We start from the raw sequence: 13,438 nt of genomic DNA, 5'->3' as shown, positions 1-13,438 counted from the left end.
CGGTCGTGCGAAGGATCTCCGTCCCGTGAATCTCGTGACACTCCTCCCGTTCATCGTGCTCATCGGGGCGATGTTCCTGATGACCCGCTCCGCGAAGAAGAAGCAGCAGGCAGCCGCGCAGATGCGCGACCACATGACGCCCGGCACCGGGGTCCGCACCATCGGCGGCATGTACGCCACGGTGAAGGAGATCGGTGACGACACGGTCACTCTCGAGCTGGCTCCCGGCGTCCACGCGATCTTCGCGAAGAACTCCATCGGTGCCGTCCTGGAGGACGCGGAGTACAACCGCATCGTCCACGGCATCGCCGACGACGAGGAGACCGACACGCCGGTCGTCCCGGACGACGCCTCCTCGCTGACCGAGGCGCCGAAGGCGGACCTCACCAAGGACGAGGACGAGGCTCCCAAGCTCGACCTGGGCAAGAAGGACGAGGACGCGCCCAAGGGCGACGACGAGCCCAAGGACGGCAAGTCCGACGGCGAGGCCGGCGCGAAGTAACGCTCGGCGGGGGACCGTGGAGGCGCCCGACCGGCGACCGGCACGGTCCCCGTCTGTGACACTTCTGCGGGGGGCAGGGGTCCCCACCACACATTTCGTGGCCGTCCCCGCGCTGACCCGGCGCGGGACGGTTGGACAGGGAGAAACGACAAGGTGGCAGCACCGAAGAAGGGCCGGCGGCCCACGGGGGCTCAGGGGAGGCCGGGGCGCGCCCTGGCGATCATCCTGATCGCGATGGTGGCGCTCACCGCGGGGATGTTCCTCTCCAAGCAGACGACTCCCAGGCTGGGCATCGACCTCGCCGGCGGCACGAGCATCACGCTCAAGGCCAAGAGCGAGCCCGGCAAAGAGAGCGCCATCAACGAGACCAACATGAACACGGCGGTCGGCATCATCGACCGCCGCGTCAACGGTCTCGGCGTGTCCGAGGCAGAGGTCCAGACCCAGGGCCGCGACCACATCATCGTGAACATCCCCAAGGGGACGAACGAGCAGCAGGCGCGCGAGCAGGTCGGTACCACCGCCCAGCTGTACTTCCGCCCGGTCATCGCCTTTGCGGACGGCTCCCCGGCCGCTCCCGAGGGCACCGCGAGCCCGAGCCCCTCCGCGAGCGGCTCCGGGGCTCCCAAGGCCGGAGACGGCAAGACCAGCCCCTCCGCCACCCCGTCGTCCAGCGCCACTTCCCAGGGCCGCGCGCTCAGTGAGGCCCTCAAGGCCCCGGCCGCGCCCACTCCCTCGCCCTCGGCGAGTGAGTCGAAGAAGGCAGACGACACCAAGGCTCCGTCGCCGTCCGCCTCCGCCTCCACGCCGCCGACCGGCGACGAGGCCGCCGCCGCGGCCCTCCAGGCCAAGTTCGCGGCGCTGGACTGCAACAACGAGGCGCAGCGCGCCGCCGCCGGCCAGGGCGCCAAGCCCGAGGAGCCGATGATCGCCTGCGGTCAGCGCGGCGACGCCTGGGGCAAGTGGGTGCTCGGCCCGGCCCAGGTCAACGGCCAGGACGTGAAGGAAGCCAAGGGAGTCATCGACCCCCAGCGCGGCCAGTGGATCGTCACCATGCAGTTCACCGACAAGGGCGCCGACAAGTTCGCCAAGATCACCGGTGAGCTGGCCACCAAGCAGATGCCGCAGAACCAGTTCGCGATCGTGCTCGACGGCCGGGTCATCTCCGACCCGTCCGTGAGCCAGGCGCTGACCGGTGGCAACGCCGAGATCTCGGGCGGCTTCACCCAGCAGTCCGCGCAGGACCTGGGCAACATGCTCTCGTACGGCGCCCTGCCGCTCTCCTTCAGCGAGGACAGCGTCACCACCGTCACCGCCGCGCTCGGCGGCGAGCAGCTGAAGGCCGGCCTGATCGCCGGCGCCATCGGCCTCGCCCTCGTGGTGATCTACCTGCTCATGTACTACCGGGGCCTGGCGTTCATCGCCATCGTCAGCCTCCTGGTCTCCGCGATCCTGACCTACACGATCATGTCGCTGCTCGGAAAGGGCATCGGCTTCGCGCTGAACCTGCCGGCCGTCTGCGGCGCGATCGTGGCGATCGGCATCACGGCGGACTCGTTCATCGTGTACTTCGAGCGCATCCGGGACGAGATCCGCGAGGGCCGCACCCTGCGTCCGGCCGTCGAGCGCGCCTGGCCGCGTGCCCGTCGCACGATCCTGGTCTCCGACTTCGTGTCGTTCCTGGCCGCGGCGGTGCTGTTCATCGTCACGGTGGGCAAGGTCCAGGGCTTCGCCTTCACACTGGGTCTTACGACCCTGCTCGACGTGGTCGTGGTGTTCCTCTTCACCAAGCCCGTCATGACACTGGTGGCGCGTACGAAGTTCTTCGCCAGCGGTCATCCGTGGTCCGGGCTGGACCCGAAGCGGCTGGGCGCCAAGCCTCCGCTGCGCCGGTCCCGCCGTACCGGTTCCGCCCCCGCCCCCGTCGACGCAAAGGAGGCGTGAGAGATGTCGAAGCTGGGAGATCTCGGCGCCAGGCTGTACCGCGGTGAGGTCGGCTACGACTTCGTCGGCAAGCGCTTTCTCTGGTACGGCGTTTCCATCCTGATCACCATCACGGCGATCGTCGCCCTGGCCGTCCAGGGCCTCAACATGGGCATCGAGTTCAAGGGCGGTGCCGTCTTCACCACCCCGAAGTCGACCGTCTCCGTGGCCAAGGCGACGGAAGCCGCCGAGAAGGCCTCGGGCCACGACGCGATCGTCCAGGAGCTCGGCACCGGCGGCCTGCGGATCCAGATCTCCGGTCTGGACACCGCCTCCGCGACCGACGTCAAGAAGGTCCTCGCCGCCGACCTCAAGGTCAGCGAGGCCGACGTCAACGCCGACCTGGTCGGCCCCAGCTGGGGCGAGCAGATCGCGAACAAGGCCTGGACCGGTCTCGGCGTCTTCATGGTCCTCGTGGTGATCTACCTGGCCATCGCCTTCGAGTGGCGGATGGCGGTCGCGGCGCTGATCGCGCTGATCCACGACCTCACCATCACCGTGGGCGTGTACGCGCTCGTCGGCTTCGAGGTCACCCCGGGCACGGTCATCGGTCTGCTGACGATCCTCGGTTACTCCCTCTACGACACCGTCGTCGTCTTCGACGGTCTCAAGGAGGGCTCGAAGGACATCACCAAGCAGACCCGCTGGACGTACAGCGAGGTCGCCAACCGCAGCATCAACGGCACCCTGGTCCGCTCGATCAACACCACGGTCGTGGCGCTCCTCCCGGTCGCCGCGCTGCTGTTCATCGGCGGCGGCTTCCTGGGCGCCGGCATGCTGAACGACATCTCGCTGTCGCTGTTCGTCGGCCTCGCGGCCGGTGCGTACTCCTCGATCTTCATCGCGACCCCGCTGGTCGTGGACCTCAAGGAGCGCGAGCCGGCGATGAAGGCGCTCAAGAAGCGGGTGCTCGCCAAGCGGGCGGCCGCGTCGGCCAAGGGCGAGTCCCCGGACGAGGCCTACGAGGCCGAGGACGAGCCGCAGGTCGTGGCGCAGGGCCGGCCGGGGCGGCGGCGTTGACCGCGCCGCTGTCCGAGGACGTCCGGGACCTGCTCCTCAGCCGGATCAAGGACGTGGCGGACTACCCGAAGCCGGGCGTGATGTTCAAGGACATCACCCCGCTGCTGGCGGACCCCAAGGCGTTCGCCGCGCTGACGGACGCGCTGGTGGAGCTGGCCGGGCGGTACGGCGCGACGAAGATCGTCGGCCTGGAGGCGCGCGGGTTCATCCTCGCGGCTCCGGTCGCCGTGCAGGCCGGGATCGGTTTCGTGCCGGTGCGCAAGGCCGGAAAGCTGCCGAGCGCGACGCTCGCGCAGTCGTACGAGCTGGAGTACGGCACCGCGGAGATCGAGGTCCACGCGGAGGATCTGGCGGCGGGTGACCGGGTCATGGTCATCGACGACGTGCTGGCCACCGGCGGTACCGCCGAGGCCTCGCTCTCGCTGATCCGGCGGGCCGGCGCGGAGGTCGCGGGCGTGGCGGTCCTGATGGAGCTGTCGTTCCTCCCGGGCCGGGCCAAGCTGGGCCCGGCGCTGGGCGGGGCTCCGCTGGACGCGCTGATCGTGGTCTGACACTGCTGTGCCGAAGCGGCGGGCATCCGGTTCCTCCGGGTGCCCGCCGCTTTCGTGTGCGGCGCCGCTGCTGGGGCTCCGCCCCGGACCCCGCTCCTAAACGCCGGAGGGGCTGGTTTTCCAGCCCCTCCGGCGTTTGAGGAGCGAGGGCTCGGGGGCTGGCCCCCGCAGCGGACCGGCAGGGGACCGGGCTCGCGGAACGAGGGGGCCGAACCCTCGCTACCATGGGTTGTCCGGACCGGACACGGGCACCGGATCCACCCCCAGACTCCGTCCGGGGGGACCCCCGTGAGGAGCGCTCTTGCCAGACGAGGTCCAGCCAATCTCCGCCGCGCAGCCCGACCCGCAGGCCGAGCAGACCACGGCGGCCCCCGCCACGCCCCCGCCGGCCCCGCCGGTGCCGCCGGTCAAACCCGCGCCGTCGAAGTCCGCCGGGTCCTCCAACCGGGTGCGCGCCCGTCTCGCCCGGCTCGGCGTGCAGCGCTCGAACCCGTACAACCCGGTTCTGGAGCCGCTGCTCCGCATAGTCCGCAGCAACGACCCGAAGATCGAGACGGCGACGCTGCGCCAGCTGGAGCAGGCCTACCAGGTGGCGGAGCGCTGGCACCGCGGCCAGAAGCGCAAGAGCGGCGACCCGTACATCACCCACCCGCTCGCGGTGACCACCATCCTCGCCGAGCTCGGCATGGACCCGGCCACCCTGATGGCCGGTCTGCTGCACGACACCGTCGAGGACACCGAGTACGGCCTCGAAGACCTGCGCCGCGACTTCGGCGACGCCGTGGCCCTCCTCGTCGACGGCGTCACCAAGCTGGACCGGGTGAAGTTCGGCGAGGCCGCCCAGGCCGAGACGGTCCGCAAGATGGTCGTGGCGATGGCCAAGGACCCGCGCGTCCTCGTCATCAAGCTCGCCGACCGGCTGCACAACATGCGCACCATGCGCTACCTCAAGCGGGAGAAGCAGGAGAAGAAGGCCCGCGAGACGATCGAGATCTACGCCCCGCTGGCGCACCGGCTGGGCATGAACACGATCAAGTGGGAGCTGGAGGACCTCTCCTTCGCGATCCTCTACCCGAAGATGTACGACGAGATCGTCCGCCTGGTCGCCGAGCGGGCGCCCAAGCGCGACGAGTACCTCGCCGTCGTCACCGACGAGGTGATGGTCGACCTCAGAGCCGCCCGGATCAAGGCCACCGTCACGGGCCGGCCGAAGCACTACTACAGCGTCTACCAGAAGATGATCGTCCGCGGCCGAGACTTCGCGGAGATCTACGACCTGGTGGGCATCCGCGTCCTCGTCGACACCGTCCGGGACTGCTACGCGGCCCTCGGCACCGTGCACGCGCGCTGGAACCCGGTCCCCGGCCGGTTCAAGGACTACATCGCGATGCCCAAGTTCAACATGTACCAGTCGCTCCACACGACGGTCATCGGGCCCAGCGGAAAGCCCGTCGAACTGCAGATCCGCACCTTCGACATGCACCGCCGCGCCGAGTACGGCATCGCCGCGCACTGGAAGTACAAGCAGCAGACCGTCGCCGGCACCTCCAAGGTCCGTACCGACGTCCCGCAGGCCGCCAAGGGCAGCGCCGGCCAGGACACGGTCAACGACATGGCCTGGCTGCGCCAGCTGCTGGACTGGCAGAAGGAGACCGAGGACCCGGGCGAGTTCCTCGACTCGCTGCGCTTCGACCTCTCCCGCAACGAGGTCTTCGTCTTCACCCCCAAGGGCGACGTCATCGCGCTGCCCGCCGGCGCCACCCCCGTGGACTTCGCGTACGCCGTCCACACCGAGGTCGGCCACCGGACCATAGGCGCCAGGGTCAACGGCCGGCTGGTGCCGCTGGAGTCCACGCTCGACAACGGCGACCTGGTCGAGGTCTTCACCTCGAAGGCCGAGGGCGCGGGCCCGTCCCGGGACTGGCTGGGCTTCGTCAAGTCCCCGCGGGCCCGCAACAAGATCCGCGGCTGGTTCTCCAAGGAGCGCCGCGACGAGGCGATCGAGCACGGCAAGGACGCCCTCGCGCGGGCCATGCGCAAGCAGAACCTGCCCATCCAGCGCATCCTCACCGGCGACTCGCTCGTCACCCTCGCGCACGAGATGCGCTACCCCGACATCTCCTCCCTGTACGCGGCGATCGGCGAGGGCCACGTGGCCGCGCAGGGCGTCGTGCAGAAGCTGGTGGCGGCCCTCGGCGGCGAGGAGGCGGCCAACGAGGACATCGAGGAGTCGATCCCGCCGGCGCGCGCCCGCAGCAAGCGGCGCAGCAACGCCGACCCGGGCGTCGTCGTCAAGGGCGTCGACGACGTGTGGGTCAAGCTGGCCCGCTGCTGCACCCCGGTGCCGGGCGACCCGATCATCGGGTTCGTCACGCGCGGCAGCGGCGTATCGGTTCACCGCGCGGACTGCGTCAACGTCGACTCGCTCTCCCAGCAGCCCGAGCGGATGCTGGAGGTCGAGTGGGCGCCCACCCAGTCCTCGGTCTTCCTGGTCGCCATCCAGGTCGAGGCGCTGGACCGGTCCCGGCTGCTGTCGGACGTCACCCGGGTCCTGTCGGACCAGCACGTCAACATCCTCTCGGCGGCCGTCCAGACCTCCCGCGACCGGGTGGCCACCTCCCGGTTCACCTTCGAGATGGGCGACCCCAAGCACCTGGGGCACGTCCTGAAGGCCGTCCGGGGCGTCGAGGGCGTCTACGACGTCTACCGCGTGACCTCGGCCAGGCGGCCGTAGGCACGCCACACGAAAGGCGGCCCCGGTACGCATCCCGCGTACCGGGGCCGCCTTTTTCGCGAAGGCCGCCTAAGCCATCAATTGAGCAACTCCCACGGCGAGCAACCACCTCCGCGAGAGCGACGCCGGTTTAGGCGCAAAGGGCGGAAATCAGCCGCCGAACTCCTCCAGGCCCTTCAGCGCCTGGTCCAGCAGGGCCTGGCGGCCCTCCAGCTCGCGCGAGAGCTTGTCGGCCTTGGCGTTGTTGCCCGCCGCGCGCGCCGCGTCGATCTGCTCACGCAGCTTGTCGACGGCCGCCTGGAGCTGGCCCGTCAGACCGGCCGCACGGGCCCGCGCCTCCGGGTTCGTACGACGCCACTCGCCCTCCTCGGCCTCCTGGATCGCCCGCTCGACCGCGTGCATACGGCCCTCGACCTTCGGCCGGGCGTCCCGCGGCACGTGGCCGATGGCCTCCCAGCGCTCGTTGAGGGAGCGGAACCCGGCACGAGCCGCCTTCAGGTCCGTGATCGGGACGAGCTTCTCGGCCTCGTCGGCCAGCTCCTCCTTGAGCTTCAGGTTCTCGATCTGCTCGGCGTCACGCTCCGCGAAGACCTCGCTGCGGGCCGCGAAGAACACGTCCTGCGCACCGCGGAAACGGTTCCACAGGTCGTCCTCGGACTCGCGCTGCGCCCGGCCCGCCGCCTTCCAGTCGGCCATCAGCTCGCGGTAGCGGGCAGCCGTCGGACCCCAGTCGGTCGACTTCGACAGCGACTCGGCCTCCGCGACCAGCTTCTCCTTGACCTTGCGGGCATCCTCGCGCTGCGCGTCCAGCGAGGCGAAGTGCGCCTTGCGGCGCTTGGAGAAGGCGGAACGCGCGTGGGAGAACCGGTGCCACAGCTCGTCGTCCGACTTGCGGTCCAGCCGCGGCAGGCCCTTCCAGATGTCCACCAGGGCGCGCAGCCGCTCACCGGCACTGCGCCACTGGTCGCTCTGGGCCAGCTGCTCGGCCTCGACGACCAGCGCGTCCTTGGCCGCACGGGCCTCGTCCGTCTGCTTGGCCTTCGCCACCTTGCGCTCTTCGCGCCGGGACTCCACGGTCGTGACCAGCTTGTCCAGCCGCACGCGCAGGGCCTCCAGGTCACCCACGGCATGGTGCTCGTCGACCTGCGTGCGCAGGTGGTCGATCGCCGTCTGGGCGTCCTTGGCGGACAGATCAGTGGTCCGCACCCGCTTTTCGAGGAGACCGATCTCGACCACCAGGCCCTCGTACTTGCGCTCGAAATAGGCCAGGGCCTCCTCAGGGGTGCCGGCCTGCCACGATCCGACGACCTGCTCGCCCTCGGAAGTACGCACGTACACGGTGCCCGTCTCGTCGACTCGGCCCCACGGGTCGCTGCTCACAGCGCCTCCTCCACCTGATGCCTTGCGAGGGGTTCACCCCCTGGGCATCGTCCACAGTTTCCTGGGGCGGGCAGCGCCCGCCCTGCACAACGCCAACATAGGCGACCGCCGGGCCGGCTGTCCGCATCCCGCACGACGGAATATCGGCGTACGGGCGGCGGGCCGGCCGCGCCCGGGGTCGGCACCTCACGTCAGTTCTGCGTGACCGTGCCCTTCTCGATCTTCACCTCGGTCTTGGGCGCGCCGTCCTGGCCGCCGTCGACCGTACCGGCCTTCGCGATCTCCTCCAGGACCTTCAGGCCGGCCGCGTCGATCTTGCCGAACGGCGTGTACGTCGGCGTCAGCGGGCTGTCCTTGTAGACCAGGAAGAACTGGCTGCCGCCCGAGCCGGGCTGGCCCGTGTTGGCCATGGCCACGGTGCCGGCCGGGTAGACGACCTGACCCTGCTCGTTGGCCTTGCCCAGCGAGTCCAGGTTCTCGTCCGGGATGTTGTAGCCCGGGCCGCCGCGGCCGGTGCCCTCGGGGTCGCCGCACTGGAGCACGAAGATCCCGCCGGACGTCAGCCGGTGGCACTTGGTGTTGTCGAAGTAGCCCTTGTCGGCGAGCGACTTGAAGGAGTTCACGGTCTGCGGGGTCTTCGCCGCGTCCATCGCGAAGTTGATGTCACCCGCGCTCGTCTTCAGCGCGAAGGTGTACTTCGCCTTCTGGTCGATCGCCATCTCCGGGGAGGGGGACTGCTTGGGCGCGGGCTCGCTCGCCGAGGCCGACGGGCTCGCGGACGGGTCCGCGGCCGAGTCCTTCTTGTCCTTGTCGAAGACCCCGCCGACGATCAGGCCCACCAGCGTCGCGATCACCACGGCCACGGCCGCGCCGATCACGGCCGCGCGCTGCCGCGACTTCTTCCGGGCCTCGGCCCGGCGCTTCTGCTGGCGCTCGTACTTCTCCTTGGCGAGCTGTCGCCGTCGCTGATCGCTCGTGACCACCGGGTCGTCTCCTTGTACGTGTCTGCTACTGCTGTCCGGGCTGGGATAGGCCGTACCGTATATGGGTTCGCTGTGTAATGAGCGGCGCCGGTAGGCTCTGAGCAGCAGCATTCCTGTCTGCAGCCTCCCGCCGGACGACGATTGAGGACGAACGTGCTGATTGCCGGGTTCCCCGCAGGCGCTTGGGGCACCAACTGCTACGTGGTCGCCCCCGCCGCCGGTGAGGAGTGCGTCATCATCGACCCGGGCCATCAGGCCGCCCAGGGTGTCGAGGAGACGCTGAAGAAGCATCGGCTCAAGCCCGTCGCGGTCGTTCTGACCCACGGCCACATCGATCATGTGGCCTCGGTGGTCCCGGTGTGCGGAGCACACGACGTACCGGCCTGGATCCACCCCGAGGACCGCTACATGATGAGCGACCCGGAGAAGGCCCTCGGCCGCTCCATCGGGATGCCGCTCATGGGCGAGCTGACCGTGGGGGAGCCGGACGACGTCCGCGAGCTGTCCGACGGCGCCACCCTGAAATTGGCCGGAATGGAATTCTCCGTGGCGCACGCGCCGGGGCATACCAAGGGGTCGGTGACCTTCCGGATGCCCGAGCTGGCCGACATCCCGCCGGTCTTCTTCTCGGGCGATCTGCTCTTCGCCGGCTCCATCGGACGCACCGACCTGCCCGGCGGCTCCCACGCCGAGATCCTCGAATCGCTGGGCCGCGTGTGCCTGCCGCTCGACGACTCGACCGTGGTGCTGTCCGGCCACGGTCCCCAGACCACCATCGGCCGCGAGCGCGCGACCAACCCCTACCTGCGGGAAGTCGCCGCCGGGCTCGGAGACGGCACCGCCGCTCCACGACGAGGAATGTGACGAGAGTTTCGTGACCACTTTCAAGGCCCCCAAGGGCACGTACGACCTGATCCCGCCGTACTCGGCCAAGTACCTGGCGGTCCGTGACGCCATCTCCGCCCCGCTGCGCAAGGCCGGGTACGGCTACATCGAGACGCCGGGCTTTGAAGACGTGAACCTCTTCGCCCGCGGTGTCGGCGAGTCCACCGACATCGTCACCAAGGAGATGTTCACCCTCACCACCAAGGGTGGCACCAATCTCGCCCTGCGCCCGGAAGGCACCGCCTCCGTGCTGCGCGCGGCCCTGGAGGCCAGCCTGCACAAGCAGGGCAACCTCCCGGCCAAGCTCTGGTACTCCGGCTCGTACTACCGCTACGAGCGCCCGCAGAAGGGTCGCTACCGCCACTTCTCGCAGGTCGGTGCCGAGGCCATCGGCTCCGAGGACCCGGCGCTCGACGCCGAGCTGATCATCCTGGCCGACGAGGCCTACCGCACCCTCGGCCTGTCGAACTTCCGCATCCTGCTGAACTCGCTCGGCGACAAGGAGTGCCGCCCCGTCTACCGCGAGGCGCTGCAGACCTTCCTGCGCGACCTCGACCTCGACGAGGAGACCGTCCGCCGGGCCGAGATCAACCCGCTGCGCGTCCTCGACGACAAGCGGCCCGAGGTGCAGAAGCAACTGGTCGGCGCGCCGGTGCTGCGGGACTACCTGTGCGACGCGTGCAAGGCGTACCACGAGGAGGTGCGGGCGCTGATCACGGCCGCCGGCGTCGTCTTCGAGGACGACGAGAAGCTGGTGCGCGGGCTGGACTACTACACCCGGACCACCTTCGAGTTCGTCCACGACGGTCTGGGCGCGCAGTCCGCGGTGGGCGGCGGCGGCCGCTACGACGGCCTGTCCGAGATGATCGGCGGACCGGCACTGCCGTCGGTGGGCTGGGCGCTCGGCGTGGACCGCACCGTCCTGGCCCTGGAGGCCGAGGGCATCGAGCTGGACATCCCGGCGACGACGACGGTCTTCGCGGTGGCGCTGGGCGAGGCCAAGCCGGCCGTGTTCGGGCTGGTGACACAGCTGCGCAAGGCCGGCGTCGCGGCGGACATGTCGTACGGCGGCAAGGGCCTCAAGGGCGCCATGAAGGACGCCAACCGCAGCGGTGCGCGCTTCGCGATCGTGGCCGGCGAGCGGGACCTCGCCGAGGGCGTCGTCCAGCTGAAGGACATGGAGTCCGGCGAGCAGTCGCCCGTCCCCGTCACCGAGCTGGTCGACACGGTCCGCGCCCGCCTCGCCTGACGGCAACCGGCCGCGGCGGCACGGGAGTACACGCGACGGGGGCCGGGGATCTTTCCCCGGCCCCCGTCCGTTCACAGGCTCGTACGGCACAATGGCCCGTGCTTGATCACCTGGCAGATGTGGAGCGGGCGGTATGACGACACGAAGCGCGGACGCGGACACCGCCCGGGGCAGGACCGTCGGGGGAAGCCGGGCCCTGGCCCTGCTGCTGGTGATCACCGGAGCGGCGGGTCTGCTCGCCGCGTGGGTGATCACGATCGACAAGTTCAAGCTGCTGGAGGACCCGACCTTCAAGCCCGCCTGCAGCCTCAACCCGATCGTCTCCTGCGGCAACATCATGACGAGCGATCAGGCGTCGGCCTTCGGCTTCCCGAACCCGATGCTCGGACTCGTCGCCTACGGGATCGTGATCTGCGTCGGCATGAGCATGCTGGCCGGGGCCTCGTTCCGCCGCTGGTACTGGCTGACCTTCAACGCCGGCACCCTCTTCGGCGTCGCCTTCTGCACCTGGCTCATGTACCAGTCGCTGTACAACATCAACTCGCTCTGCCTGTGGTGCTGCCTGGCCTGGGTCGCCACGATCTTCATGTTCTGGTACGTCACCGCGCACAACGTCCGCGAGGGGCTGCTGCCCGCCCCGGGCTGGCTCAAGTCCTTCCTCGACGAGTTCACCTGGGTGCTGCCCGTTCTCCACGTCGGGATCATCGGGATGCTGATCCTGACCCGCTGGTGGGCCTTCTGGACCTCCTGAGCGCGGGCGGCCCTGTCGGTGGGCTCGCATAGGCTTCCTGTGTGGAACCAGACCTGTTCACCGCCGCTGCCGAAGACCGCCAGGAGAAGGACCCCGCGAGCTCCCCGCTCGCCGTCCGGATGCGCCCGCGCACCCTGGACGAGGTCGTCGGCCAGCAGCACCTGCTGAAGCCCGGATCACCGCTGCGGCGGCTGGTCGGGGAAGGGGCCGGCGGCCCGGCCGGTGCCTCGTCGGTGATCCTCTGGGGCCCGCCCGGCATCGGGAAGACGACGCTGGCGTACGTGGTCAGCCAGGCCACGCAGAAGCGTTTCGTGGAGCTCTCCGCCATCACCGCGGGCGTCAAAGAGGTACGGGCCGTCATCGAGGGCGCCAAGCGTGCGGCCGGTGGCTACGGCAAGGAGACCGTCCTCTTCCTCGACGAGATCCACCGTTTCAGCAAGGCGCAGCAGGACTCGCTGCTCCCGGCCGTCGAGAACCGCTGGGTGACGCTGATCGCGGCCACCACCGAGAACCCGTACTTCTCGATCATCTCCCCGCTGCTGTCGCGCTCGCTGCTGCTGACGCTGGAACCGCTGACCGACGAGGACCTGAGCGCCCTGATGCGGCGCGCGCTCACCGAGGAACGGGGCCTGGGCGGGGCCGTCACCCTCCCGGCGGACGCGGAGGCGCACCTGCTGCGGATCGCGGGCGGCGACGCCCGGCGGGCGCTGACGGCGCTGGAGGCCGGCGCCGGGTCGGCCATCGCCAAGGGCGAGGACGAGATCACCCTCCAGACCCTGGAGGAGGCCGTCGACCGGGCGGCCGTCCGGTACGACAAGGACGGCGACCAGCACTACGACGTGGCGAGCGCGCTGATCAAGTCGATCCGCGGCTCGGACGTCGACGCCGCCCTGCACTACCTGGCCCGGATGATCGAGGCCGGGGAGGACCCCCGGTTCATCGCGCGCCGCCTGATGATCTCCGCGAGCGAGGACATCGGCCTGGCGGACCCGACGGCCCTGCCGATCGCGGTGGCCGCGGCCCAGGCGGTGGCGATGATCGGCTTCCCGGAGGCGGCGCTGACCCTCTCGCACGCCACGATCGCGCTGGCCCTGGCCCCGAAGTCGAACACCGCCACGACCGCGATCGGCGCGGCGCTGGCCGACGTACGGGCGGGCCTTGCGGGATCGGTCCCGCCGCACCTGAGGGACGGGCACTACAAGGGCGCGGCGAAGCTGGGGCACGCGCAGGGGTACGTGTACCCGCACGACGTGCCGGGCGCGATCGCGGCGCAGCAGTACGCGCCGGACGAGATCCAGGGCAAGCGGTACTACGAGCCGACGCGCTACGGCGCCGAAGCCCGCTACGCGGACGTGGTGGAGAAGGTCCGCGAGCGGCTCCGGGGCGCCGACCGCGGCTGA

General features: G+C 70.1%; 11 protein-coding genes. 9 read left to right on the top strand and 2 right to left on the bottom strand.

Annotated features, from left to right (window positions below):
* The first annotated feature begins 25 nt into the window (after window positions 1-25).
* From yajC to ACZ4YL_RS14110, 5 genes are all read left to right on the top strand, one after another.
* Window positions 26-502: a preprotein translocase subunit YajC gene (gene yajC / locus ACZ4YL_RS14130; protein ID WP_468116518.1), complete on the top strand. Its 477-nt coding sequence runs from the start codon at window positions 26-28 to the stop codon at window positions 500-502.
* Between the two features lie 153 nt (window positions 503-655).
* A complete protein-coding gene (gene secD, locus ACZ4YL_RS14125; protein WP_468116517.1) occupies window positions 656-2,446 on the top strand; it encodes a protein translocase subunit SecD in 1,791 nt (596 codons plus the stop codon).
* A 3-nt stretch (window positions 2,447-2,449) separates the two neighbouring features.
* On the top strand, window positions 2,450-3,505 hold the full coding sequence (secF, locus tag ACZ4YL_RS14120; RefSeq protein ID WP_468116516.1) for a protein translocase subunit SecF: 1,056 nt from the start codon (window positions 2,450-2,452) through the stop codon (window positions 3,503-3,505).
* Window positions 3,502-4,056 carry an adenine phosphoribosyltransferase gene (locus ACZ4YL_RS14115; protein WP_468116514.1) on the top strand — a complete coding sequence of 185 codons (555 nt, stop codon included), beginning with the start codon at window positions 3,502-3,504 and terminating at the stop codon, window positions 4,054-4,056. The genes secF and ACZ4YL_RS14115 overlap by 4 nt, the downstream gene beginning before the upstream one ends.
* A gap of 301 nt (window positions 4,057-4,357) precedes the next feature.
* On the top strand, window positions 4,358-6,790 hold the full coding sequence (locus tag ACZ4YL_RS14110; RefSeq protein ID WP_468116512.1) for a RelA/SpoT family protein: 2,433 nt from the start codon (window positions 4,358-4,360) through the stop codon (window positions 6,788-6,790).
* 150 nt (window positions 6,791-6,940) lie between these two features.
* Here the strand turns inward: ACZ4YL_RS14110 and ACZ4YL_RS14105 are convergent, their stop codons facing one another.
* Window positions 6,941-8,170, bottom strand: a complete 1,230-nt coding sequence (locus tag ACZ4YL_RS14105) for a DUF349 domain-containing protein (RefSeq protein ID WP_468116511.1) — start codon at window positions 8,168-8,170, stop codon at window positions 6,941-6,943.
* Window positions 8,171-8,361: 191 nt separating this feature from the next.
* Window positions 8,362-9,153: a peptidylprolyl isomerase gene (locus ACZ4YL_RS14100; RefSeq protein WP_468116509.1), complete on the bottom strand. Its 792-nt coding sequence runs from the start codon at window positions 9,151-9,153 to the stop codon at window positions 8,362-8,364.
* Window positions 9,154-9,306: 153 nt separating this feature from the next.
* On the opposite strand from ACZ4YL_RS14100, the gene ACZ4YL_RS14095 reads away from it, so the two are divergent.
* The 4 genes from ACZ4YL_RS14095 to ACZ4YL_RS14080 all read left to right on the top strand — a co-directional run bounded on the left by ACZ4YL_RS14095 (window position 9,307) and on the right by ACZ4YL_RS14080 (window position 13,438).
* The gene (locus ACZ4YL_RS14095) at window positions 9,307-10,017 is read left to right on the top strand and encodes an MBL fold metallo-hydrolase (RefSeq protein ID WP_328964054.1); all 711 of its coding nucleotides are present in this window, start codon (window positions 9,307-9,309) and stop codon (window positions 10,015-10,017) included.
* Between the two features lie 10 nt (window positions 10,018-10,027).
* A complete protein-coding gene (hisS, locus tag ACZ4YL_RS14090; RefSeq protein ID WP_468116507.1) occupies window positions 10,028-11,287 on the top strand; it encodes a histidine--tRNA ligase in 1,260 nt (419 codons plus the stop codon).
* A gap of 133 nt (window positions 11,288-11,420) precedes the next feature.
* Complete coding sequence (locus ACZ4YL_RS14085) at window positions 11,421-12,038, top strand: vitamin K epoxide reductase family protein (RefSeq protein ID WP_468116506.1); 618 nt, start codon at window positions 11,421-11,423, stop codon at window positions 12,036-12,038.
* 41 nt (window positions 12,039-12,079) lie between these two features.
* Window positions 12,080-13,438, top strand: a complete 1,359-nt coding sequence (locus ACZ4YL_RS14080; RefSeq protein ID WP_468116504.1) for a replication-associated recombination protein A — start codon at window positions 12,080-12,082, stop codon at window positions 13,436-13,438.

This window comes from Streptomyces sp. NPDC030021, assembly GCF_055574035.1.
This window is presented reverse-complemented; position numbering and strand designations above follow the sequence as displayed.